This is a genomic window from Streptomyces sp. NPDC041814 (assembly GCF_055590565.1).
Map to the genome: position 1 here is coordinate 46,410 of NZ_JBVJAM010000003.1, position 23,189 is coordinate 69,598.

General features: G+C 70.8%; 19 protein-coding genes. 5 read left to right on the plus strand and 14 right to left on the minus strand.

Annotated features, from left to right (window positions below; translation table 11 throughout):
- Positions 1-5 precede the first annotated feature (5 nt).
- The 5 genes from ACZ6C6_RS09930 to ACZ6C6_RS09950 form a co-directional block, all read right to left on the minus strand.
- Positions 6-1,682, minus strand: coding sequence for an ABC transporter substrate-binding protein (locus tag ACZ6C6_RS09930; protein ID WP_469200988.1), 1,677 nt, complete (start codon positions 1,680-1,682; stop codon positions 6-8).
- 128 nt (positions 1,683-1,810) lie between these two features.
- On the minus strand, positions 1,811-2,785 hold the full coding sequence (locus ACZ6C6_RS09935) for a LacI family DNA-binding transcriptional regulator (RefSeq protein WP_469200991.1): 975 nt from the start codon (positions 2,783-2,785) through the stop codon (positions 1,811-1,813).
- A 349-nt stretch (positions 2,786-3,134) separates the two neighbouring features.
- Positions 3,135-4,742 carry a citramalate synthase gene (cimA, locus tag ACZ6C6_RS09940; RefSeq protein WP_469200994.1) on the minus strand — a complete coding sequence of 536 codons (1,608 nt, stop codon included), beginning with the start codon at positions 4,740-4,742 and terminating at the stop codon, positions 3,135-3,137.
- Between the two features lie 504 nt (positions 4,743-5,246).
- A complete protein-coding gene (locus ACZ6C6_RS09945; RefSeq protein WP_365686872.1) occupies positions 5,247-6,332 on the minus strand; it encodes a branched-chain amino acid aminotransferase in 1,086 nt (361 codons plus the stop codon).
- Positions 6,333-6,562: 230 nt separating this feature from the next.
- Positions 6,563-7,603: a 3-isopropylmalate dehydrogenase gene (locus ACZ6C6_RS09950; protein WP_469200998.1), complete on the minus strand. Its 1,041-nt coding sequence runs from the start codon at positions 7,601-7,603 to the stop codon at positions 6,563-6,565.
- A 129-nt stretch (positions 7,604-7,732) separates the two neighbouring features.
- On the opposite strand from ACZ6C6_RS09950, the gene ACZ6C6_RS09955 reads away from it, so the two are divergent.
- Positions 7,733-9,298 (plus strand): purple acid phosphatase family protein, encoded by a 1,566-nt coding sequence (locus ACZ6C6_RS09955; RefSeq protein WP_469201001.1) that lies wholly within the window; start codon positions 7,733-7,735, stop codon positions 9,296-9,298.
- 9 nt (positions 9,299-9,307) lie between these two features.
- On the opposite strand, the gene ACZ6C6_RS09960 is transcribed toward ACZ6C6_RS09955, so the two are convergent.
- Positions 9,308-9,439, minus strand: a complete 132-nt coding sequence (locus ACZ6C6_RS09960) for a hypothetical protein (protein WP_361019951.1) — start codon at positions 9,437-9,439, stop codon at positions 9,308-9,310.
- 339 nt (positions 9,440-9,778) lie between these two features.
- On the opposite strand from ACZ6C6_RS09960, the gene ACZ6C6_RS09965 reads away from it, so the two are divergent.
- Genes ACZ6C6_RS09965 through ACZ6C6_RS09975 form a run of 3 tightly spaced genes read left to right on the plus strand, consistent with a single transcriptional unit; the run spans position 9,779 to position 12,416 of the window.
- Positions 9,779-10,351, plus strand: a complete 573-nt coding sequence (locus tag ACZ6C6_RS09965; RefSeq protein ID WP_469201005.1) for a CDP-alcohol phosphatidyltransferase family protein — start codon at positions 9,779-9,781, stop codon at positions 10,349-10,351.
- Positions 10,348-11,208: a phosphatidate cytidylyltransferase gene (locus ACZ6C6_RS09970; protein ID WP_469201008.1), complete on the plus strand. Its 861-nt coding sequence runs from the start codon at positions 10,348-10,350 to the stop codon at positions 11,206-11,208. The genes ACZ6C6_RS09965 and ACZ6C6_RS09970 overlap by 4 nt, the downstream gene beginning before the upstream one ends.
- The gene (locus ACZ6C6_RS09975) at positions 11,205-12,416 is read left to right on the plus strand and encodes a lysophospholipid acyltransferase family protein (RefSeq protein ID WP_469201010.1); all 1,212 of its coding nucleotides are present in this window, start codon (positions 11,205-11,207) and stop codon (positions 12,414-12,416) included. The genes ACZ6C6_RS09970 and ACZ6C6_RS09975 overlap by 4 nt, the downstream gene beginning before the upstream one ends.
- 87 nt (positions 12,417-12,503) lie before the next feature.
- On the opposite strand, the gene pruA is transcribed toward ACZ6C6_RS09975, so the two are convergent.
- The gene (gene pruA, locus ACZ6C6_RS09980; RefSeq protein ID WP_164400434.1) at positions 12,504-14,135 is read right to left on the minus strand and encodes an L-glutamate gamma-semialdehyde dehydrogenase; all 1,632 of its coding nucleotides are present in this window, start codon (positions 14,133-14,135) and stop codon (positions 12,504-12,506) included.
- Between the two features lie 49 nt (positions 14,136-14,184).
- Positions 14,185-15,111, minus strand: coding sequence for a proline dehydrogenase family protein (locus ACZ6C6_RS09985; protein WP_469201014.1), 927 nt, complete (start codon positions 15,109-15,111; stop codon positions 14,185-14,187).
- Positions 15,112-15,299: 188 nt separating this feature from the next.
- Here ACZ6C6_RS09985 and ACZ6C6_RS09990 point away from each other — a divergent pair, with 188 nt between their 5' ends.
- Positions 15,300-16,445: a PucR family transcriptional regulator gene (locus ACZ6C6_RS09990; RefSeq protein ID WP_469201016.1), complete on the plus strand. Its 1,146-nt coding sequence runs from the start codon at positions 15,300-15,302 to the stop codon at positions 16,443-16,445.
- A gap of 10 nt (positions 16,446-16,455) precedes the next feature.
- Here the strand turns inward: ACZ6C6_RS09990 and ACZ6C6_RS09995 are convergent, their stop codons facing one another.
- From ACZ6C6_RS09995 to ACZ6C6_RS10020, 6 genes are all read right to left on the minus strand, one after another.
- Positions 16,456-16,980 (minus strand): hypothetical protein, encoded by a 525-nt coding sequence (locus ACZ6C6_RS09995; RefSeq protein ID WP_469201019.1) that lies wholly within the window; start codon positions 16,978-16,980, stop codon positions 16,456-16,458.
- Positions 16,977-17,588, minus strand: a complete 612-nt coding sequence (locus tag ACZ6C6_RS10000; RefSeq protein ID WP_469201021.1) for a TetR/AcrR family transcriptional regulator — start codon at positions 17,586-17,588, stop codon at positions 16,977-16,979. Before ACZ6C6_RS10000 ends, ACZ6C6_RS09995 begins: the two co-directional genes overlap by 4 nt.
- 86 nt (positions 17,589-17,674) lie before the next feature.
- On the minus strand, positions 17,675-19,267 hold the full coding sequence (gene serA, locus ACZ6C6_RS10005; RefSeq protein WP_469201024.1) for a phosphoglycerate dehydrogenase: 1,593 nt from the start codon (positions 19,265-19,267) through the stop codon (positions 17,675-17,677).
- Positions 19,268-19,483: 216 nt separating this feature from the next.
- On the minus strand, positions 19,484-20,485 hold the full coding sequence (gene ilvC, locus ACZ6C6_RS10010) for a ketol-acid reductoisomerase (protein WP_164637845.1): 1,002 nt from the start codon (positions 20,483-20,485) through the stop codon (positions 19,484-19,486).
- A 108-nt stretch (positions 20,486-20,593) separates the two neighbouring features.
- Positions 20,594-21,121: an acetolactate synthase small subunit gene (ilvN, locus tag ACZ6C6_RS10015; protein ID WP_018102507.1), complete on the minus strand. Its 528-nt coding sequence runs from the start codon at positions 21,119-21,121 to the stop codon at positions 20,594-20,596.
- Between the two features lie 23 nt (positions 21,122-21,144).
- The gene (locus tag ACZ6C6_RS10020; protein WP_469201027.1) at positions 21,145-23,001 is read right to left on the minus strand and encodes an acetolactate synthase large subunit; all 1,857 of its coding nucleotides are present in this window, start codon (positions 22,999-23,001) and stop codon (positions 21,145-21,147) included.
- Positions 23,002-23,189: the final 188 nt, after the last annotated feature.

Below are 23,189 nucleotides of genomic sequence, written 5' to 3' on the forward strand. Positions count from 1 at the left end.
CTGTACTACTTGGCGGGCTTGAGATTCAGCACGACTTCCAGCGAGGTGCGCTGGGTGTGCTGCGGGTCCGCGTACGGGTTGTCCTCGGTGGGCCAGCCCACCCAGTTCTTCGTGGAGTACTCCGCCCCGACGGGTGCCGCCGCGGTCGGGATCATCGGCGCCTGCTCGACCATGATCTTCTGAAGGGCGTCCATCGCCTGCTTGCGGGCGGTGTCCGTGGTGGCCTGGGCGAAGTCCTTCAGCGCCTCGGTCGCCTCGGTGCTCTTGAAGCGGCCGAAGTTGCCGGACTGCGACGGCTTGCCGATGGGCTGGAGCAGGGCGCCGTCCATGATGTTCTGGTACATGTCGTACGGCGTGGCACCGCTGTTGGTCCAGTGCAGGGTGGCGTCGAAGTTGCCGTTGGCGACGTCCGCGTTCCAGGAGTCGGCGGTCTGCGTCTTGACCTTGGCGTCGATGCCGATCTTCTTGATGTTGTCCTTGATGATCGACAGGCCCGTGATGTAGTCGTTCCAGCCGGCCGGGTCGGTGAGGGTGAGCTTCACCGGCTTGCCGTCCGGGTCCTTGAGGACGCCGCCGCTGAGCGTGAAGCCGGCCTTCTCCAGGACCTGCTTGGCGCCCTCGACGTCCGGCTTGGTGGTGGCCTTCTTGTACGCGTCGGAGATGAAGGACTCGCCGGCCGGCAGCGGGATGCCGGTGGGGTTGGTGATCTCCGGGTAGAGGGTCGCCTCGGCCTGCGTGTAGATGGCGTTGCGGTCGACCACCATCGCCATGGCCTTGCGGAGCGCCGGGTTGTCGAACGGCTTGCGGGCGGTGTTGATCCAGAGGCCGTGGATGCCGAGACCCGAGGGGAACCACAGCTTGTGGTTCTTCGGGTCCTTGTCGATGAACAGCTTCTTGAAGTCCGGCATGAAGACGAACGACCACTCCAGCTTGCCGCTGGCCAGCGCGGTGGTCGCCGCGTTGTTGTCGTTGTACGTGCTGTAGCGCAGCTCCTTGACCTTGGTCGAGCCCTTCCAGTAGGTGGGCGTCGCGGTCAGCGTGGTGGTCTGCGGCGTGAAGGTCTTCAGCTTGTACGGGCCGGAGCCGACGGGGTTCCGGTTCGGCCAGGTCTCCGGGTTCTTGACCTTCTCCCAGATGTGCTTCGGGACGATGTACTGCTGGAGGATCTTGTTCTGGTTGACGTACTGCGAGCTGTTGAAGGTCAGGACGACCTTCTTGTCCTTGACCTCGACGCCGCCCCACTGGATGCCGTCGGCGTTGAGCGCCGGGTGCTTCTTCAGGAGGTTGAAGGTGTAGGCCACGTCGTCGGCGGTCAGCGGCTTGCCGTCGGCCCACTTGGCGCGCTCGTCGATGGTGAGGGTGACCTTCTGGAAGTTCAGGTCCCACTTCCAGTCGGTCGCCAGCCACGGGTCGGGCTTGTCGGCGGGCCGGATCTGGCTGACCATCGCCAGCGGCTCGTAGATCATCCAGCGGTAGCCGAGGGTGGCCCCGGCCGAGGTGTTGAGGAACGGGTTGCTGTTGTTCGTCTGCGGCCCGTCCGGCTTGCCGATGTTCAGGACGCCCGAAGCGGCACTGCCGCCGTTCTTGTTGTGGTTCGAGTTGGCCGAGGAGCAGCCGGCGGCGAGTGCGACCACCGCGGTGGCGAGCGCGGCGGCTCTCAGCGTGTGACGGCGTGCGGACATAACGACTCCAGGAGGGACTGGCGGGTCTGTGGGATCCGGAAACGGGCAGCGCTGGGCGCGCCTTGGTACGGGCGTTGCGCGTGCGGTGGTGCGGGTGCGGTGCGTGGGCCTGGGGGTGCCCTTGTCCGCTAGGGCGCCGAGTGGCGCACGACCAATTCGGTGGGGAGCACGACCGGGGTCTCCGGTGCGGGCGTGCCGCCCAGGTGGGAGAGGAGCATCCGTGCGGCCGTCTCACCCATCTGCCGGGTGGGCTGGCGCACGGTGGTCAGGGGCGGTTCGGTGTGCTCGGACATCGGGATGTCGTCGAAGCCGACGACCGCGATGTCACCGGGCACGGACTTCCCCGCCGCGCGCAACGCCCGCACCACGCCTGCCGCGGTGATGTCGTTGTGCGCGAAGACCGAGTCGAACTCCGTGCCGGAGGCGAGGAGTTGCTCGATGGCGAGACGTCCGGAGCGTTCGGTGAAGTCCCCCAGGACGACATGGTCCGTGGGGAGGACCGAGACGAACCCGGCCAGCCGGTCGCGTACGCAGCCGAAGTGCGCGGGGCCGGTGATCACGACGGGCCTGGTGCGACCGGCGTCCCGCAGATGACGGGCGGCCGACGCGCCTCCTTCGTGGTTGGTGGTCACGACGGAGGGGAATTCGGGGTGGTGGCCGCGATCGTCGATCAGCACGATCGGCAGGCCGCCGCGGTGCAGTTCGGTGAGGTGGTCGAGGGTGTTCTCCGGTTCCACCACCACCAGGCCGTCGAAGGCCCGCGCCGACACCTGGCTGGTGAAGCGCTCCACGGACTCGGCCCCGCGGTTGCAGGTGAACAGCAGCAGCCCGTAGTCGGCGGCCTCGACGGTGTCGACCACGCCCTGAAGCAGTTCGCCCATCCAGGGCCAGGTCAGCGAGGGCACCAGCATGCCGACCGTACGGCTGCTGCCGCGGGCCAGGCCGACGGCGCCCGAGCTGGGCACGTAACCGAGCTGCGCGATCACTTCGCGAACGCGTGCGGCCGTCGAACCGTCCACCTCCCCCTTGGTGTTGATGACCCGGGAGACGGTCGTCTTGCTCACGCCGGCCTCACGGGCGACATCAGCGATGGTGACGCGCATCGGGGGCCTCCAGGACACAACGGGACAGAGGGAACGGCCGGAACGGCCGGCGATGGAACCGGTACCGCAACCGGTTCCGGAACCGGTACCGGCGTTGGTGGCGTGAGTTAACCCCGCAGAAACACCGCCGTCAATACTTCACGTCGAGATTGGTCCGTACCCATCTGATAACAAGAAGAACACGGTGCTTGCGTTCAACTCCTGAACAAAAAGACCTCTTGACGCGAGCACGTGAATCCCGTTCACTCAGTCCCCGTACGGGGCCGTACACGCGAACGCCCCCGCCCGCCCTGCCGATTGAGGCGGGCGGACGGGGGCGGGCGTGTGCGGGAGGCGGTCCCGCGCTTTCTCAGTCGGTCGGTTCGAGCCCCGCACGCAGCAGCCCGTAGGTGTACGCGTCCTCCAGCGCCTGCCAGGACGCGGAGATGATGTTCTCGGCGACCCCGACGGTCGACCACTCGGCGGTCCCGTCGCCGGTGGTGATCAGGACGCGGGTGGTGGAGTCGCTGCCGGTGCGGCCCTCCAGGATGCGGACCTTGTAGTCCGTCAGCTCCAGCTTGGCGAGCTGCGGGTAGATCCGCTCCAGGGCCACGCGCAGGGCCCGGTCCAGGGCGTTGACCGGGCCGTTGCCCTCGGCGGTGGCGACGATCCGCTCGCCCTTGGCCCACAGCTTCACGGTCGCCTCGTTGGCGTGGGTGCCGTCGGGGCGGTCCTCCACGATGGCCCGCCAGGACTCGGTACGGAAGTAGCGCCGCACCCGGCCCTCGACCTCGGCGCGCAGCAGCAGTTCGAAGGAGGCGTCGGCCGCCTCGTACGTGTAGCCCTTGAGCTCGCGCTCCTTGACCCGGGCGACGACCCGGGCCACCAGCTCCCGGTCGCCCCCGAGGTCGACGCCGAGCTCGTCGCTCTTCATCTCGATGGAGGCCCGCCCGGCCATGTCGGAGACCAGCATCCGCATGGTGTTGCCGACCAGGGCGGGGTCGATGTGCTGGTAGAGGTCCGGGTCGACCTTGATCGCGGAGGCGTGCAGACCGGCCTTGTGGGCGAAGGCCGAGACACCCACGTACGGCTGGTGCGTGGAGGGGGTCAGGTTGACCACCTCGGCGATGGCGTGCGAGACGCGGGTCATGTCGGCGAGGGCGCCGTCGGGGAGGACCCGCTTGCCGTACTTGAGCTCCAGCGCGGCGACGACCGGGAAGAGGTTGGCGTTGCCCACGCGCTCGCCGTAGCCGTTCGCGGTGCACTGGACGTGCGTGGCGCCCGCGTCGACGGCCGCGAGGGTGTTGGCGACGGCGCAGCCCGTGTCGTCCTGGGCGTGGATGCCGAGCCGGGCGCCCGTGTCGGCGAGGACCGTGGAGACGACGGCCTGGATCTGGGCCGGGAGCATCCCGCCGTTGGTGTCGCAGAGGACGACCACATCGGCGCCGGCCTCGGCGGCGGCCTTGACGACGGCCTTGGCGTACTCGGGGTTGGCGCGGTATCCGTCGAAGAAGTGCTCGCAGTCCACGAAGACCCGGCGGCCCTGCTCGCGGAGGTGGGCGACGGTGTCGCGCACCATTTCCAGGTTCTCCTCCAGCGTGGTGCGCAGCGCGAGCTCCACGTGGCGGTCGTGTGACTTGGCGACCAGCGTGATCACCGGTGCGCCGGAGTCCAGCAGCGCCTTGACCTGGGGGTCCTCGGCGGCGGTTCCGCCCGCCCTGCGGGTCGCGCCGAAGGCGACCAGCTCGGCGTTCTTGAACTCGATCTCCTGGCGGGCGCGCGCGAAGAACTCGGTGTCGCGGGGGTTGGCTCCGGGCCAGCCGCCCTCGATGAAGCCGACGCCGAACTCGTCCAGGTGCCGGGCGATGGTCAGTTTGTCGGCGACCGTCAGGTTGATGCCTTCACGCTGTGAACCGTCGCGCAGCGTGGTGTCGAAGACATGGAAGCTGTCGTCGGTGGGCTTGGCCTTGGTGGTCATTGCTGCTCTGACTCCTGTCGGATGAGTGGATCCGGACGACTGGGCCGTGTCCGGCGGATCATGGCCGGGGTCGCGACGCCTGGCACGGCACCTCGCCGCGTTGCCGAACCGCCCTGATCGCTCCGCGATGAGGACGCTCCGGCGCCTTGCGATGCACCCGCACCAGACGCCGCGCCCTACCCGACCCTGATCCGCCGGACACGGCCCGGCTCCACTTGCCCCCATCATCCCGTGCGCCGCGTTCTCCGGCCGAGGTGGAGGCGGAAAACAAAAAACCCCTCGCGGGTGCGAGAGGTCTGCGCGCGGGTCTGGGGCACGGTGGCCGTGCCGTACGTGGTGGTACGGGACGGTCACTGCGGACCGGCGCGCCTGCTGCCAATAATCATGACGAACGAGGACACGGAAGCAGTCTGGCACAGGACCGCCGCCGTGAACCGCCCGTCTCAGGATGCGGGCGTACGGAGGGCTCCCGGCGAGACACCGGGAGCCCTCCGTACGGCCGTTTCACGCCAGGGAGTGCATCCAGCCGTGGGTGTCCTCGGCGGTGCCGCGCTGGATGTCGAGCAGGCGCTCGCGCAGCTTGAGGGTCACCGGGCCGGGGGTGCCGTCGCCCTGGGTCCACTCGCCGCCCGCGCTCTTCACCGTGCCGACGGGGGTGATGACGGCGGCGGTGCCGCAGGCGAAGACCTCGGTGAGGGTGCCGGCGGCGGTGTCCTCGCGCCACTGGTCGATCGAGACGCGGGCCTCCTCGGAGGTGTAGCCGAGGTCACCGGCCAGCTTGAGGAGCGAGTCCCGGGTGATGCCGGCGAGCAGGGAGCCGGTGAGGGACGGGGTGACGATCCTGTCCCCGTACACGAAGTAGAGGTTCATGCCGCCCAGCTCCTCGACCCACTTGTGCTCGACGGCGTCGAGGTAGGCGACCTGGTCGCAGCCCTTGGCGGCGGCCTCGGCCTGGGCGAGGAGGGAAGCGGCGTAGTTGCCGCCGGTCTTGGCGTCGCCCATGCCGCCGGGGACGGCGCGGACGCGGTCCTCGGAGAGCCAGATGGAGACGGGCTTCACACCGCCCGGGAAGTAGGCCCCGGCCGGCGAGGCGATGACCAGGAACAGGTACTCGTTGGCCGGGCGCACACCGAGGCCGACCTCGGTCGCGATCATGAACGGGCGCAGGTACAGGGACTCCTCGCCGCCGTGGGCCGGGACCCAGGCCGCGTCCTGCTGGACCAGGGCGTCACAGGCCGCCACGAACGTCTCGACGGGCAGCTCGGGCATGGCGAGGCGGCGGGCGGAGGCGCGGAAGCGCTCGCCGTTGGCCTCGGGGCGGAAGGTGGCGACGGAGCCGTCGGGCTGGCGGTAGGCCTTCAGGCCCTCGAAGATCTCCTGGCCGTAGTGGAGCGTCATGTTGGCCGGGTCGATCGACAGCGGCGCGTACGGCACGAGCTGGGCGTCGTGCCAGCCGCGGCCTTCGGTCCACTTGATCGTCACCATGTGGTCGGTGAAGTAGCGGCCGAATCCGGGCTGGGCCAGGATCGCCTCGCGCTCCGCGTCGGACAGCGGGTTCGAGGAGGGCTTGAGCTCGATCGTGGTCGTCATGAGTGCGTGTCCTTCACCGTGATGTGTGTGTAGGACCGCGTGCACGCCTTCAAGTGCTAGGACGTCCGAGCTTCGCTGCGAGCCACGGCCCCGTTCGATTATCGCTCGAAGGGTGCCGTGCACGAAATGGCGTGAATGCGGTCCAGGGTTCGATGGTGACACCCGGGGCCGCACAGGAGAAGCCGCCGGGTGCGTCTGCGACCCGGCGGCTTCGTGGTGGAGTCGTCGGGTCAGCCCGCTACGCGTACCGCGAGCGTGTCGCCGATCTCGTCGGTCGTACGGGCGCTGCCGTCGCGCTCCGCGAGGTCGGCGGAGACGGCGTCCTCGATGCGCACGGCCTCGGCCTCGTAGCCGAGGTGGCGCAGCAGGAGGGCGACGGAGAGGATCGTGGCGGTCGGGTCGGCCTTGCCCTGCCCCGCGATGTCGGGGGCGGAGCCGTGGACCGGCTCGAACATCGACGGGAAGGCACCCGTCGGGTTGATGTTGCCGGAGGCGGCCAGGCCGATGCCGCCGGAGACGGCCGCGGCGAGGTCGGTGAGGATGTCGCCGAAGAGGTTGTCGGTGACGATGACGTCGAAGCGCTCCGGCTGCGTGACGAAGAAGATCGTCGCGGCGTCGACGTGCAGGTAGTCGGTGGCGACCTGCGGGTACTCCGCGGCGACCTTGTCGAAGGTGTTCTTCCACAGGTGGCCCGCGTAGACCAGGACGTTGTTCTTGTGGACCAGCGTCAGCTTCTTGCGGGGGCGGGCGGCGGCGCGCTCGAACGCGTCCCGGACGACCCGCTCGACACCGAAGGCGGTGTTGAGGCTGACCTCGGTGGCGACCTCGTGCTCCGTACCGGTGCGCAGCGAGCCGCCGTTGCCGGTGTACGGGCCCTCGGTGCCCTCGCGGACGACGACGAAGTCGATGTCCGGACGGCCGGCGAGCGGGGTCTCGGTGTTCGGGAAGAGCTTCGACGGCCGCAGGTTGATGAAGTGGTCGAAGGCGAAGCGCAGCTTCAGCAGCAGCCCGCGCTCCAGCACGCCGGAGGGCACGGACGGGTCGCCGATCGCGCCGAGCAGGATGGCGTCGTGGCCCTTGAGGGCTTCGAGCTCCGCGTCGGGGAGGGTTTCGCCGGTACGGTGCCAGCGCCGGGCGCCAAGGTCGTACTCCTTGGTCTCCAGCTTCACATCCTGCGGGAGAACAGCGTTGAGGACCTTGAGGCCCTGGGCCACGACCTCCTGGCCGATACCGTCACCGGGGATCACTGCGAGATTGATGCTGCGAGACATGGTGGCACCCTACTGCTCGTCCCACCCCATGACACGTGCCGTCCACCATACGGACACATGATCATCTGTACGTGTACCGTTCATCTATTCGATGGGAGGGTGTCAGCCGGGCGGTGGAGGTTGTCGCCCATGGACCTCCCCCGCTTCGGCATCCCCGAGAAGCTCGCCGACCGCATGACCATGGCCGAGCAGCACGACTACCTCCGCGCCCGGCTCACCCGCCGCGGTGCGCTGCGCACCGGCGTGGCGACCGCCGCCGTGGCCGGTGCCGGGATCGGCCTCGCCTCCTCCCCCGCGTACGCGGCCCCCACCGTGCTCACCTCGCACAGCTCCACCCGGGTCGACGGCGCGCTGGTCGCCCCCTTCGGCCGGCACCTGGCGTACGGGGCGGACCCGAAGACGCAGATGGCGGTCTCCTGGCAGGTGCCGTTCGCGGTGCGCCGCCCGTACATCCGGATCGGGCTCAAGCCGTGGGCGCTGAGCCGGCGGATCGACGCGGAGATGCGCCACCTGACGACGCCCCGGCTGAACGACGGCAAGATCGCGGCGGCCGAGCAGTTCTACGTCCACGCGTCCCTGGAGCGGCTGAAGCCCGGCACCACGTACTACTACGGCGTCGGCCACGAGGGCTTCGACCCGGCGGACGCGCGCAACCTGGGCACGCTCGGCACGTTCACCACCGCGCCGGCGCGGGCCGAGAACTTCACCTTCACCGCCTTCGGCGACCAGGGCGTCAGCTACCACGCGCTCGGCAACGACCAGCTGATCCTCGGCCAGAACCCGGCCTTCCACCTGCACGCCGGCGACATCTGCTACGCGGACCCGTCGGGCTCCGGGCAGACCACCGACACCTATGACGCGCGCACCTGGGACCAGTTCCTGGCGCAGACGGAGACGGTCTCCAAGACCGTGCCGTGGATGGTGACGACCGGCAACCACGACATGGAGGCCTGGTACTCGCCGGACGGCTACGGCGGCCAGAACGCGCGCTGGACCCTGCCGGACAACGGACCGGACCCCGTCGGCCAGCCCGGCGCCTACTCCTTCGTCCACGGCAACACGGGTGTGATCGCGCTCGACGCCAACGACGTCAGCTACGAGATCCCCGCCAACTTCGGCATCAGCGACGGCCGCCAGACCCGCTGGCTGGACCGGCGCCTCGGCGAACTGCGGGCCCGCCGGGACATCGACTTCCTGGTGGTCTTCTTCCACCACTGCGCCTTCTCCACGACCAACGCGCACGCCTCGGACGGCGGCGTACGGGACGCCTGGGTGCCGCTCTTCGAGAAGCACCAGGTGGATCTGGTCATCAACGGCCACAACCACGTCTACGAGCGCACCGACGCGATCCTCAGGAACGCCGTGAAGCGCCCGGTGCCGATCGGCGAGCGCACCGATCCCCGCCGGGACGGCATCGTCTACGTCACGGCGGGCGGCGCGGGCAAGGCGCTGTACGACTTCCCGGTGCCCGACAGCTACGAGGGGCACGTCGCGGACCTGGAGAGCGTGGACACGTACCACGTGGCCAAGGGGCGCGTGAAGGCCGCCGAGACCGTGGAGTGGTCGCGGGTGCGGTACACCGGCTTCTCGTTCCTCGCGGTCGAGGTGGAGGCCGGACGGCACCCCCGGATGAAGGTCACCGCCCTCGCCGAGTCGGGCGAGCGCATCGACCACTTCGAGATCAGCCGGGGCTAGGTATACCGGTCAGTGGCCGGTGGAGCCGCCGTTGTCCCTGCGGTCGAGGGCGCGCTGCAGGGCGGCGGCGGCAGCCTGCCGCTCCGACTCGGTCGGGCGGTGGGCGTGACGGACGCGGCGGCGGATGGTGGTCTCGGCCATGGTGGATCGACTCCTTGAGATCGCGAGGATTTCGAGATCGAACAGCGTGGGGTGATGTCGAGATCATTGATTTCGAGGCGCCGGAAGGGGCGGGGAACGGGCGCCGCAGGGGTTGCCTGCACAGGGCACGCGCTCTCGACCGCCAGTCGCTTGATCTAGCGAGACGTTCGGCTCCTACAAAACTAGAACAGCCGGGCCGGTCTGTCTCCACAATTACTCGGACTTCCTACTATCTGAGACGGAGCCCCCGCGCGGGGCCCGCCGTCCGCCCACGTACTCAGGCGTACTTGAGTACCCGGGCCGTGTCGAAAGAACGTGCGTCGCACGAGAGTTGCAGCCATGAACGGCCTCTACGCTCTCAAGCCCTGGTACGCGGACCGGCTCTCCGGCCTCCGCGCCTCGCTGGTCCGCCGTGAGGTGTCGCCCGACACCCTCACCGCCGCCGGGGTGGCCGCCGCGGCCGGTGCCGCCGCCGCCCTCGCCTGGCTGCCCGCCCCGGTCGCCGCCCTGCCGGTCGCCGGGCTGCTCGCGGCGCGGCTCGCCTTCGCCAACCTGGACGGGGCGCTCGCCCGGGACACCGGCCGCACCACCCGGCGCGGCGCCGTCCTCAACGAGCTGGGCGACCGGGTCGCCGACCTCGTCGTGCTCGCCGGCTTCCTGGCGCTCGCCCCGCTCTGGCTGGTCGCGCTGACCGGCCTCGCGGCCACGCTGCCCTCCTGGGTGTCGCTGGCCGGTGCCGCCGCAGGGGCGCCCCGACGCAACGGGGGCCCGGTGGGCAAGACCGAGCGCTGCCTGCTCGTGGTGATCGCCGCCGCGAGCGGCTGGGCCGTCCCGGTCCTGGCCGTGATCGCCGTCGGCTCCCTGCTCACCGCCGCTCTGCGGCTGGCCGGCCTCTGGCGGGAACTGGCATGAGCGCCGTACTGATCGCCGAGGAGGCCGCCGTCCGCGCGGTGCCGCTGGTCGCGGGCGTGCTGGGCGCGGGCGGCGTCGCCGTCGCGGTGCTGCCCGCGAGGGTCCGGATGCGCGCCGAGCTCCGCAGGCGCTGGCGGACCTGGGCCGTGGTCGCGCCGGTCTTCCTGGGGGCGTTCTTCCTGGGCCGCGGCGGCACGTACGCGCTGGCCGCCGGTCTCGGCGTGGTCGCGGCCGGCGAGTACGCCCGGATGGCGGGCCTGCGCCGGGGCGACCTGGCCGTCCTCGCGGCGGCGTCGGCGGCCCTCCCGGCACTGGCCTGGCTCGCCCCGCACACGCTGGACCTGCGCGCGGCGGCCCTGCTGCTGGTCGCGGCGGCCCTCCCCTCCGTGCTGGGCGGCGACGACCGCACGGGCTTCACCCGCACCGCCCGGACCGCCTTCGGGCTGCTGTGGCTCCCGGTCGCGCTGACCGGCCTGGTCACGCTCGGGGACACGGCGGTCGCGGTGGGCCTGGCGGTGGCGCTCGGTGACGTCGGCGCCTGGTGCGGCGGTACGGCACTGGGGCGGCGGGGTCCGCTCGCCCGGCCGCTGTCGCCGCTCTCCCCGAACAAGACGTGGGCCGGAGTGCTGGGCGCGGCCGCCGCCACCGGGGCGCTGCTGCTGGTGCTCGGCGCGTTCGGCCCGGCTCTGTGGGCGGCCGTGGTGGGCGGGTGCGTGCTCGGCGACCTGGTCGAGTCGATGGTGAAGCGCGAGTCCGGGGTGAAGGACGCGGGCAGCTGGCTGCCGGGCTTCGGCGGCCTGCTCGACCGGATCGACTCCCTGCTGGTGGCCCTTCTCCTGGCGATGGTGATGACGTGACGACTGCTGGAAGCACTCTTGTACGCACCCCCGGTGTCCTCCCGGTCCGCTCCCGGGTCGCCTCCGCCCTGCGGCGCGGCCTGTGGTGGGGCGTGCTCAGCCTCACCGGCGGCATCGAGCGGCGCGGCCGGCTGCCGCGCGGCGGTTGCGTGGTCGTCGCCAACCACACCTCGCACGCCGACACGGCGGCGCTCCTGGCCGCGCTGGACGCCCGGCACACCCCGGCGATCGGCGCGGCCGCGGACTACTGGTTCGCCTCCCCGTGGCGGCGCCGGATCTGCCGCAGGCTGGCGGCCGGCTTCCCGGTGCGCCGGGCGGGCGGCGGGACGGCGGACCTGCTGGCGATGACGGGCGAGCTGCGCGCGGGCCGGGCCGTCGTGCTCTTCCCGGAGGGCACCCGCGCCGAGGACGGCACCCTCGGCTCATTCCACAAGGGCGCACTGGTCCTGGCCGAGGAGGCGGGCGTGCCGGTGGTGCCCGTGGGCATCGCGGGCACGGACCGGCTGCTGCCCAAGCACGGCCGGCTGCGCTCGTCGCTGGTGCGGGTGGCGGTCGGGGAGCCGCTGCCCTCCGGGGTCACCCCGGAGGCGGCCCGCGACGCGGTGCGCGCGCTGCACGACCGTACGGCCGCCGAACCGCTGCGGGACTCCTCGGTGCGCCGTCGGGTGGCCTCGGTCGTCATGTCCCGCGCGGGGCTGCCGCTGGCCTTCTGCTGGGCGTTCGCGGAGGCGCTGAGCTGGCCGCTGATGCCGGAGCTGCTGCTCGCCGCGGTCTGCGTGGCGGTGCCCCGAGCTGCCCTCAGGATGTCGCTGGGCGCGCTGGCGGGGAGCCTGGTGGGCGGTCTGCTCGCGCTGCACATGGCGGCGGCGGGCGCGCATCTGCCGGCGCCGCTGACCACGGACCGGATGCGGGCGGAGGTCCGCGCGGAGCTGGCGGTGGAGGGCGCGCGGGCGGTCCGGCACCAGCCGTGGAACGGCATCCCGTTCAAGGTGTACGGGGCGGAGGCGGGCCGGACGTCGGTGCCCGCGGCGGACTGGGTGGCCGCTTCGGCGGCGGCGCGGGGCGGGCGGACCCTCACCGTGGGCCTGGCCTTCGGCGCGTTCGGGCTGCTGCTGCGCCGCCACCGCCGGCTCTACGGGCCCTACCTGGCGCTGCTGGGCGGCGGGTTCGCGGTGGGGCTGGCCCTGATCGTGCGCGGGTGGAGCTGAGCCACATATGGAAACCGCCCCCCGTCCGGCAGGGGAACCGGACGGGGGGCGGGGCTCGGGGCGGGGCGACGGACGCCCCGGAGGGCGTCAGCCCTGGTGGGGGTAGGTGTACTCGGTCGGCGGGACCAGGGTCTCCTTGATGGCCCGGGTGAGGGTCCAGCGCTGGAGGTTCTGGGGGGCACCGGCCTTGTCGTTCGTACCTGAGGCACGGCCGCCGCCGAAGGGCTGCTGGCCGACGACGGCACCGGTCGACTTGTCGTTGATGTAGAAGTTGCCCGCGGCGTACCGCAGCTTCTCCATCGTGTACGCGGCCGCCGCGCGGTCGTTCGCGATGACGGAACCGGTCAGGGCGTAGTCGGAGACCGACTCCATCTGCTCCAGCATCGCGTCGTACTGGTCGTCCTCGTAGACGTGCACGGCGAGGATCGGGCCGAAGTACTCGGTCGTGAAGACCTCGTTCTCGGGGTCGGTGCACTCGATGACGGTCGGGCGGACGAAGTAGCCCACCGAGTCGTCGTAGCTGCCGCCCGCGACGATCGTGCACGCCGGGTCGGCGGCGGCGCGGTCGATCGCGGCCTTGTTCTTCGCGAAGGAGCGGTCGTCGATGACGGCGCCCATGAAGTGCGACAGGTCGGTGACGTCGCCCATGGTGATGGAGTCGACCTCGGCCGCGAACGCCTCCTTGAAGCCCGAGTTCCAGATGGAGGCCGGGATGTAGGCGCGCGAGGTGGCCGAGCACTTCTGGCCCTGGTACTCGAAGGCGCCACGGGTCAGCGCGGTCTTCAGGACCGCGGGGTCGGCCGACGGGTGGGCGACGACGAAGTCCTTGCCGCCGGTCTCGCCGACGAGCCGCGGGTAGGTGCGGTAGTTGGCGATGTTGTTGCCGACGGTCTTCCACAGGTGCTGGAAGGTCGGGGTGGAGCCGGTGAAGTGGATGCCGGCCAGGTCGCGGTGGTTCAGGGCCACCTCGGAGACGGCGATGCCGTCACCGGTCACCAGGTTGATGACGCCCTTGGGCAGACCGGCCTCCTCCAGCAGCTGCATGAGCAGCACGGCGGCGTGGGTCTGCGTCGGGGACGGCTTCCACACGACGACGTTGCCCATGAGGGCGGGCGCGGTGGGCAGGTTGGCGGCGATGGCCGAGAAGTTGAACGGCGTGATCGCGTAGACGAAGCCCTCCAGCGGGCGGTGGTCCATGCGGTTCCACACGCCCGGGGAGTTGGCCGGGGGCTGCTCGGCGAGGATCTGGCGCGCGTAGTGCACGTTGAAGCGCCAGAAGTCGACCAGCTCGCAGGGGCAGTCGATCTCGGCCTGCTGGGCGGTCTTGCCCTGGCCGAGCATGGTGGAGGCGGCCAGCGTCTCGCGCCACGGGCCGGACAGCAGCTCGGCGGCGCGCAGGATGATCGCGGCGCGGTCGTCGAAGGACATCGCGCGCCAGGCCGGGGCGGCGGCCAGGGCGGCGTCGATCGCGTCCTGGGCGTCCTGCTCGGTGGCGCCGGCGAAGGTGCCGATGACGGCCTTGTGGTTGTGGGGCTGCACGACGTCGACGCGCTCGCCGCCACCCATCCGCTTCTCGCCGCCGATGGTCATCGGCAGGTCGATGGGGTTCTGGCTGAGCTCCTTGAGCTTGGCCTCCAGGCGGGCGCGCTCCGGGGAGCCCGGGGCGTAGGAGTGGACCGGCTCGTTGACCGGCGCGGGGACCTGGGTCACAGCGTCCATGGGTTCCGATGCTCCTTCAGTCAGTCGTTGGGAGGGTGGAGGGGGTTGCTCAGCCCTTGGTGAGGATGGAGCGGCCGAAGAACAGCAGGTTGGCCGGCTTCTCGGCGAGGCGGCGCATGAAGTACCCGTACCAGTCGGTGCCGTATGCGGTGTAGACACGCATGCGGTGGCCCTCGGCGGCGAGCCGGATGTGCTCGTCGCTGCGGATGCCGTACAGCATCTGGAACTCGTACTCGTCCAGCTTGCGTCCGGCCTTGCGGCCCAGCTCCTGGGCGATGGCGATCAGGCGGGGGTCGTGGGAGCCGATCATCGGGTAGCCCTCGCCCTGCATCAGGGTCTTCAGGATGCGGACGTACGCCTTGTCGATCTCGGCCTTGTCCTGGTACGCGACGGAGGCGGGCTCCTTGTAGGCGCCCTTCACGATGCGCACGCGGCTGCCTGCGTCGGCGAGGCGGCGGGCGTCCTCCTCGGTGCGGAAGAGGTACGCCTGGATGACGCAGCCGGTCTGCGGGAAGTCCTTCCGCAGCTCCTCGTGGATGGCGAACATCGAGTCGAGGGTGGTGTGGTCCTCGGCGTCCAGGGTGACCGTGGTGCCGATCGCGGCGGCGGCCTCGACGACCGGGCGCACGTTGGCGAGGGCCAGCTCGTGGCCGCCGTCCAGCGACTGGCCGAACATCGACAGCTTGACGGACATCTCCGCCCTGGTGCCCAGGCCGAGGTCCTTGAGGCGCTCGATGAGCTCCAGGTAGGCGTCGCGCGCGGCGGCGGCCTGCTCGGGCGTGGTGATGTCCTCGCCGACGACGTCGAGGGTGACTTCCAGGCCCTTGTCGGCGGCGTCCTCGATGACGGGGACGACCTGGTCGACCGTCTCACCGGCGATGAAGCGGTCCACGACCTGCTTGGTGCCGGGCGCGGCCGAGATGAACCGGCGCATCTTGTCGCTTCGCGACGCGGCGAGAATCACGGGACCCAGCACGGGGCACCTCCACGGAAAGTACGAACGAAGCCACACCGCCGTATATGCCGTGTAACGAACATAAGCGGTACAGCACGGAGAACCACCGTGAAATCTAAGGATCGCGCCGAATCCCTGCCATCGACAGCTGCCACACATCCGTGGACTGGATCTCAGACATATGTCTGAAGGGGTGCGAGAATGGCCGGGTGAAGGGCGATTACCAGGAGCTGGTGGACGAGATCTCCGCGCTGCTCGGCGTCCCCGCGACGCTGGAGAACCGGGACTTCGGGCTGGTCGCCTTCGGGGCCCACGACAGCGACGACAGCACGGCGATGGACCCGGTCCGCACCCGCTCGATCCTGACCCGCCGCTCCACCCCGGCGGTCCGCGCCTGGTTCGAGAACTTCGGCATCACCCGCGCCACCGGCCCCCTGCGCATCCCGGCCGCCCCCGAGGCGGGCGTCTACCGCGACCGCATCTGCCTGCCGGTACGCCATCGGGGTGTCGTCCTCGGTTACGTATGGCTGCTCGACGCCGACCCCGGGCCGACCGACCGCCAGCTCGACGCGGCGATGGACGTCGCCGCCCGGATCGGCGCGCTGCTGGCCGACGAGGAGCGGGCGGGCACCGACCTGTCCCGGGAGTTCGGCGCGGTACTGGCCGCCGGGCGCGGCTGGCAGCGGGACATGGCGGTCGCCGCGCTCGCCGAGGCGCTGGGCCCCGACGCGGACGGGCTGCACACCGTCGTGTGCGTGGCGCCGTGGCCGGACGGCGCGCCCGCCGTGCGCACCGTCCCCTCGGCGGCGGCGCTGACCGGAGCCCCGTTGCCCGGCCGGTCCGGCCCGCCCGCGCTGGCCGCGCTGATCCGGCTGCGGTCGCCGGAGGTCCTGGACCCCGCGCTCACCGCCGCGGAGCGGCTGCGCGCCACCGCCGGGGAGACGGCCACCGCCGGGATCGCGGTCCCGCGCCGGGGCCTGGGGGAGCTGGCGGACGCCTGGCACGAGGCGTCGGCGGCGGCCCGGGCGGCGGCGGCGGAGACCCGGTTCGGCCCGGTCGCGGACTGGCCGGCCATCGGCCCGTACCGCACGCTGACCGCGCTCGCCCCGGACACCCTGCCCGACCCGGCCGTGCGCCCCCTGCTGACTCCGGCCCAGCGGGACCTGGCCCGCACCGCGGAAGTGTTCCTGGACTGCGCGGGCCAGGCGTCCCGCACCGCCGCCGAGCTGGGCATCCACCGCCAGACGCTGTACTACCGCCTCTCCCGCGTCCAGCAGCTGACCGGCCTCGACCTCAACGACGGCGAGGACCGGCTGCTCCTGCACATGGCCCTGAAGGCGGCCCGGCTGCGGTGAGGCGCCGCGCTCACAGCCAGGCGGGCGGCGGCGGGGCGGTGATCGGGCGGTCGCTGACCACGGCGGCCATGACCAGGGGCGCGTCGCCGTCACTGCGGCCGACGCTCACGCCGACCCAGCGGTCCTGCCGTCCCGGGAGCGGGCCCCAGGCGGCCAGGTCGCCGTAGCAGTCCTCGTCGAGGAGGGCCTCGAACAGCGGGGGGACCGGGGTGCCTTCCTCCTTCAGGAGCAGCGCGACATGGACGGCGACGCGGTGGTGCGGGCCCCAGCGGGTCTCCAGCTCCGCGACGAGGACGTCGAGCAGGGCCTCGGCCGCCTCCTCCGCCTCGTCGGGGTCGTCGCGGCCCTCGTCGTCGCCGGACTCCCAGAGCGGGACGGCCCGGAAGCCCTCACCGGTGGTCGCCCGCCACTCCCCCGTGTCCGGGTCGCCCTCGGCCACCGGGGGCCCGGCGGCCGGGAGGGGGGCGGTGAGCAGGGCCGCCACCTCGGCCGCGGTGCGCGCGAGGTCGAAGGGCTCGCCGGCCCGGACGGTCATCGGGAGCGCTCCGGGGCCGGGCCGCGGCCTTCCAGGACGACCTTCAGGCCGTCCGTCAGGTCCTGGGCGGACGGCGCCGAGTCGGGGTCCATCAGCCACTGGACCATGACCCCGGCCAGAAGGGCCTGGATGAAGAGGCCGGCGACGCGGGCGCGCTCGGGGTCGGTCTCCGGGTCGATGCCCATCATGCCCTCGGCGAGTCCGTCGCGTCCGGCACGCTGTGGTCCGATGAGGGCCTTGCGCAGCTCGGGGTCGGAGTCGATCCGGGAGATGACCTCCATCTGGAGCTGCCAGACGGTCCGGGTCTGCTCATAGGTCCCGATCACCCGCTCCCAGGTCTCGCGGAACTGGTCGAGCGGCGCGGCGGGGACCTCCGGCGCCGCCGCCCCCTCGACGCCCTCCTCGTCCGGGGCGAACCGCTCACCCCACTCCTCGGTCAGCTTGATGAACGCGAGGTTGAGCAGCGCGTCCTTGGAGCCGTAGTGGTAGCCGATGGAGGCGAGGTTCGTGCCCGAGGCGGCCACGATGTCGCGCGCCGTGGTGCGCGCGTACCCCTTCTCCAGCAGGCAGCGCTTGGCGCCTTCGAGCAGATCCTCACGATGTCCCATGACAGCAGCGTACCCGGCATGCAGACGTTTGTGTAAGACGCGCGTCTACATGCCGGGTACGGAGGGGACCCGTGGGGCCCGGAAGGTCAGTCGGTGAGGTTCACCGAGCGGGCCGAGGCGGCACCGATCTCCGAGGAGATCTCGGCCAGCACGGCCGGCGGGACGTCGTCGTCCACGGTGAGGACGACCAGCGCCTCGCCGCCGACGTCCGCGCGGGAGACCTGCATGCCGGCGATGTTCAGACCGGCCTCGCCGAGGATGCGGCCGACCGTGCCGACGACACCGGGGCGGTCCTCGTAACGGAGCACGATCATGTGGTCGGCGAGCGCCAGGTCCACGTCGTGCTCACCGATCGCGACGATCTTCTGGAGGTGCTTGGGGCCGGCCAGCGTGCCGGAGACGGCGACCTCCTGGCCGTCCGACAGGGTGCCCCGGACGGTGACCACGTTGCGGTGCTCGGTCGACTCGGAGCTGGTGGTGAGGCGGACCTCGACCCCGCGCTCCTGGGCGAACAGCGGAGCGTTCACGTACGACACGGTCTCGTCCACGACGTCCTCGAACACGCCCTTGAGCGCGGAGAGTTCGAGCACCTTGACGTCGTGCTGGGTGATCTCGCCGTACACCTCGACGTCGAGGCGGGCGGCGACCTCGCCGGCCAGCGCGGTGAAGATCCGGCCCAGCTTCTCGGCCAGCGGCAGGCCGGGACGCACGTCCTCGGCGATGACACCGCCCTGGACGTTGACCGCGTCCGGGACGAGCTCACCGGCGAGCGCCAGGCGCACGGACTTGGCGACCGCGATGCCCGCCTTCTCCTGGGCCTCGTCGGTGGAGGCGCCGAGGTGCGGGGTGCAGACGACCTGGTCGAACTGGAAGAGCGGGGAGTCCGTGCAGGGCTCCTTCGCGTACACGTCGAGACCGGCGCCGGCGACGCGGCCCTCCTTGAGCGCGGAGGCCAGCGCCTCCTCGTCCACGATGCCGCCGCGGGCGGCGTTCACGATGCGCACGGTGGGCTTCACCTTGTGCAGCGCCTCGTCGCCGATCAGGCCGATCGTCTCGGGGGTCTTGGGCAGGTGCACCGTGATGAAGTCGGCGACCTCAAGGAGCTCGTCCAGCGAGAGGAGCTTGACGCCCATCTGCGCGGCGCGCGCGGGCTGCACATAGGGGTCGTACGCGACGATCTTCATGCCGAAGGCGGACATGCGCTGGGCGACCAGGACGCCGATGCGGCCGAGGCCGACGACGCCGAGGGTCTTCTCGCTCAGCTCGACACCGGTGTACTTCGAGCGCTTCCACTCGCCGTTCTTCAGGGCGGTGTTGGCCTGCGGAATGTGGCGCGCGGTGGCCACGAGGAGGCCGCAGGCGAGCTCGGCGGCGGTGACGATGTTGGAGGTCGGGGCGTTCACGACCATGACGCCGGCCTTGGTGGCGGCGGAGACGTCGACGTTGTCCAGACCGACGCCCGCGCGGGCGACGACCTTCAGCTTGTTCGCGGCGGCGATGGCCTCGGCGTCGACCTTGGTGGCGGAGCGCACCAGGATGGCGTCGACATCGGCGATGGCGGGGAGGAGCTCGGCGCGGTCCGCGCCGTTGCAGTGCCGGATCTCGAAGTCCGGGCCCAGGGCGTCCACCGTGGCGGGCGACAGCTCTTCAGCGATGAGTACGACAGGTTTCGAGCTCACGTGAGTCCTCACAGATCCAGTGCGGACGGCCGTCCCGACGGCCGCAGGCGTGGAGGGGCTTGCCGCGTGGAAGACGCACGACACTGTGGGCCTGACGCGTATATGTGGAGCAGTGTAGTCATGCGCGGGACCCCGGTCAGCGCCCCTTCGGAAGGATCACCCGCACGAGTGCGTGGGTCCCGGGGGCGGGGATGACCCGCCCCCGGGACCGGGGGGTTACGCGTCCTCGTCGTTGACCCAGCTCATGAGCTTGCGCAGCTCACGGCCGGTGGTCTCCAGCAGGTGGTCGCCGTCGGCCTTCTTGTACTCGTTGTACTTGGGCAGACCGTTGTGGTACTCGGCCATCCAGTTCTTGGCGAAGGTGCCGTCCTGGATCTCGGCGAGAACCTTCTTCATCTCGGCCTTGGTGGCGTCCGTGATGATGCGCGGGCCGGTGACGTAGTCGCCCCACTCGGCGGTCTCCGAGATGGACCAGCGCATCTTCTCCAGGCCGCCCTCGTACATGAGGTCCACGATGAGCTTCAGCTCGTGCAGGCACTCGAAGTAGGCGATCTCCGGCTGGTAGCCGGCCTCGGTCAGGGTCTCGAAACCGGCCTTGACCAGGGCGGCGGTGCCACCGCAGAGGACGGCCTGCTCGCCGAAGAGGTCGGTCTCGGTCTCCTCGGTGAAGGTCGTCTTGATGACGCCGGCGCGGGTGCCGCCGATGCCCTTGGCGTACGAGAGGGCGAGCGCCAGGCCGTTACCCGTGGCGTCCTGCTCGACGGCCACGATGCACGGAACGCCGCGGCCCTCCTCGTACTGGCGGCGGACCAGGTGGCCCGGGCCCTTCGGGGCGACCATGCAGACGTCGACGTCGGCCGGGGGCTTGATGAAGTCGAAGCGGATGTTCAGGCCGTGGCCGAAGAACAGCGCGTCGCCCTTCTTGAGGTTGTCCTTGATGGACTCCTCGTAGACCTGGGCCTGGATCGGGTCCGGGACGAGGATCATGATGACGTCGGCCTCGGCGGCGGCCTCGGACGGGGTCACCACGCGCAGGCCCTGCTCCTCGGCCTTGGCCTTGGACTTGGAACCCTCGTGCAGACCGACACGGACGTCGACACCCGAGTCACGCAGCGACAGCGCGTGGGCGTGGCCCTGGCTGCCGTAGCCGATGACCGCGACCTTGCGGCCCTGGATGATGGACAGGTCGGCATCGTCGTCGTAGAACAGCTCGGCCACTGGGTCTTCTCCTTGGTGTGCAGGTGTTGCGTCCCACCGTACGGCGGGGTGCGTCAGATACGTTTTCGGGTCTCGCCATGCGAGCGGGGCGGCGGGCCCTTGGTTTGTTTACGCCGAGCGGTCGAGGGCGCGCAGGGACCGGTCGGTGATCGAGCGCGCGCCGCGCCCTATGGCGATGGTGCCGGACTGGACGAGCTCCTTGATGCCGTACTGCTCCAGCATCTTGAGCATCGCCTCCAGCTTGTCGGCGCCGCCGGTCGCCTCGATCGTGACGGCCTCGGGCGAGACGTCGACGGTCTTGGCGCGGAACAGCTGGACGATCTCGACGATCTGGGAGCGGGTCTCGTTGTCGGCGCGGACCTTCACCAGGACGAGCTCCCGCTGGATCGCAGCGGACGGCTCGAGTTCGACGATCTTGAGGACGTTGACCAGCTTGTTGAGCTGCTTGGTGACCTGCTCCAGGGGCAGATCCTCGACATTCACGACGATGGTGATGCGGGAGATGTCGGGGTGTTCGGTGGTGCCGACCGCGAGCGAGTCGATGTTGAAGCCGCGGCGGGAGAACAGGGCGGTGATCCGGGCCAGGACACCGGGCTTGTTCTCGACCAGGACGGAGAGCGTGTGCTTGGTGGACATGGAAGTCGGTCTCTCTCTGTCTCTCAGTCGTCTTCGTTGTCGCCGAAGTCGGGGCGGACGCCGCGGGCGGCCATGACCTCGTCGTTGGAGGTGCCGGCGGCGACCATCGGCCACACCATGGCGTCCTCGTGGACGATGAAGTCGATGACGACCGGGCGGTCGTTGATCGCGTTCGCCTCGGCGATGACCTTGTCCAGGTCGGCCGGGTCCTCGCAACGGATCGCGTAGCAGCCCATGGCCTCGGAGAGCTTCACGAAGTCCGGGACGCGGGTGCCCTTGTTGGGCGGGGTCTCGCCGTCCGGGCCCGCGTGCAGCACGGTGTTGGAGTACCGCTGGTTGTAGAAGAGGGTCTGCCACTGGCGGACCATCCCGAGGGCGCCGTTGTTGATGATGGCGATCTTGACCGGGATGTTGTTCAGGGCACAGGTCGTGAGCTCCTGATTGGTCATCTGGAAGCAGCCGTCGCCGTCGATCGCCCAGACCGTGCGGTCGGGCATGCCGGCCTTGGCGCCCATCGCGGCGGGGACCGCGTACCCCATGGTCCCGGCGCCGCCGGAGTTGAGCCAGGTGGCGGGCTGCTCGTACTGGATGAAGTGCGAGGCCCACATCTGGTGCTGGCCGACGCCCGCGGCGAAGATCGTGTCCGGCGGGGCGAGCTCGCCGATGCGCTGGATGACCTGCTGCGGCGAGAGGCTGCCGTCCTCGGGCAGGTCGTAGCCGAGCGGGTAGGTCTCGCGCCAGCGGTTGAGGTCCTTCCACCAGGCGCTGTAGTCGCCGGTGTTGCCCTCGGTGTGCTCGGCCTGGACGGCCTGGACGAGGTCGGCGATGACCTCGCGGGCGTCGCCCACGATCGGGACGTCGGCCGCGCGGTTCTTGCCGATCTCCGCGGGGTCGATGTCCGCGTGGACGATCTTGGCGTACGGGGCGAAGCTGTCCAGCTTGCCGGTGACGCGGTCGTCGAAGCGGGCGCCGAGGGCGACGATCAGGTCGGCCTTCTGGAGCGCGGTGACGGCGGTGACCGCACCGTGCATACCGGGCATTCCCACGTGCAGCGGGTGGCTGTCGGGGAAGGAGCCGAGCGCCATCAGGGTGGTGGTGACGGGCGCTCCGGTCAGCTCGGCCAGCACCTTGAGTTCGGCGGTGGCCCCGGCCTTGATCACGCCGCCGCCCACGTAGAGCACCGGGCGCTTGGCCTGGGTGATGAGCTTGGCGGCCTCGCGGATCTGCTTGGCGTGCGGCTTGGTCACCGGGCGGTAGCCGGGCAGGTCCATGACCGGCGGCCAGCTGAAGGTGGTCTTCGCCTGGAGCGCGTCCTTGGCGATGTCGACCAGGACCGGGCCCGGGCGGCCGGTGGAGGCGATGTGGAACGCCTCGGCGATCGTGTGCGCGATGTCCTCGGCGCGGGTGACCAGGAAGTTGTGCTTCGTGATCGGCATGGTGATGCCGCAGATGTCGGCTTCCTGGAACGCGTCCGTGCCGATGGCACCGGAGGCCACCTGGCCGGTGATCGCGACCATCGGGACGGAGTCCATGGCCGCGTCGGCGATCGGGGTGACGAGGTTGGTGGCGCCGGGACCCGAGGTGACCATGCAGACCCCGACCTTGCCGGTGGCCTGTGCGTAGCCGGTGGCCGCGTGACCCGCGCCCTGCTCGTGCCGGACCAGGATGTGACGCACCCGGGTGGAGTCCATCAGCGGGTCGTAGGCCGGGAGAATGCAGCCGCCGGGGAGACCGAATACGGTGTCGGCGCCGACTTCCTCAAGAGAGCGGATGAGGGACTGCGCGCCCGTGAGGTGCTCAACGGTGGCGGAGGGGGATCCGCCGCTACGGGCCCGCGGCTGGGGATGGTGGGCCCCGGTGGCCTGCTCGGTCATCGGCATTCTCTTCTCGAAGCTGAGGTTTTTGCGAGTGTTTTACGACGTTTTGCCTGGTCCGGTGCAACAAAAAACCCCTCGTGCCGTGAGGCAAGCGAGGGGAGCGCGCCGGTGCGGTCCGCAGAGTGTCATCGAGGACCCTGCTTCAGCCGACGCGCTTTCCAAGTACGAGAATTCGGGTGCGCATGGCATTG

Coding starts and splice junctions, on each gene's coding strand:
- ACZ6C6_RS09930 (WP_469200988.1), bottom strand. CDS start 1,682: ATGTCCGCACGCCGTCACACGCTGAGAGCCGCCGCGCTCGCCACCGCG.
- ACZ6C6_RS09935 (WP_469200991.1), bottom strand. CDS start 2,785: ATGCGCGTCACCATCGCTGATGTCGCCCGTGAGGCCGGCGTGAGCAAG.
- cimA (WP_469200994.1), bottom strand. CDS start 4,742: ATGACCACCAAGGCCAAGCCCACCGACGACAGCTTCCATGTCTTCGAC.
- ACZ6C6_RS09945 (WP_365686872.1), bottom strand. CDS start 6,332: ATGACGACCACGATCGAGCTCAAGCCCTCCTCGAACCCGCTGTCCGAC.
- ACZ6C6_RS09950 (WP_469200998.1), bottom strand. CDS start 7,603: ATGTCTCGCAGCATCAATCTCGCAGTGATCCCCGGTGACGGTATCGGC.
- ACZ6C6_RS09955 (WP_469201001.1), top strand. CDS start 7,733: ATGGACCTCCCCCGCTTCGGCATCCCCGAGAAGCTCGCCGACCGCATG.
- ACZ6C6_RS09960 (WP_361019951.1), bottom strand. CDS start 9,439: ATGGCCGAGACCACCATCCGCCGCCGCGTCCGTCACGCCCACCGCCCG.
- ACZ6C6_RS09965 (WP_469201005.1), top strand. CDS start 9,779: ATGAACGGCCTCTACGCTCTCAAGCCCTGGTACGCGGACCGGCTCTCC.
- ACZ6C6_RS09970 (WP_469201008.1), top strand. CDS start 10,348: ATGAGCGCCGTACTGATCGCCGAGGAGGCCGCCGTCCGCGCGGTGCCG.
- pruA (WP_164400434.1), bottom strand. CDS start 14,135: ATGGACGCTGTGACCCAGGTCCCCGCGCCGGTCAACGAGCCGGTCCAC.
- ACZ6C6_RS09995 (WP_469201019.1), bottom strand. CDS start 16,980: ATGACCGTCCGGGCCGGCGAGCCCTTCGACCTCGCGCGCACCGCGGCC.
- ACZ6C6_RS10000 (WP_469201021.1), bottom strand. CDS start 17,588: ATGGGACATCGTGAGGATCTGCTCGAAGGCGCCAAGCGCTGCCTGCTG.
- ilvN (WP_018102507.1), bottom strand. CDS start 21,121: ATGTCCACCAAGCACACGCTCTCCGTCCTGGTCGAGAACAAGCCCGGT.
- ACZ6C6_RS10020 (WP_469201027.1), bottom strand. CDS start 23,001: ATGCCGATGACCGAGCAGGCCACCGGGGCCCACCATCCCCAGCCGCGG.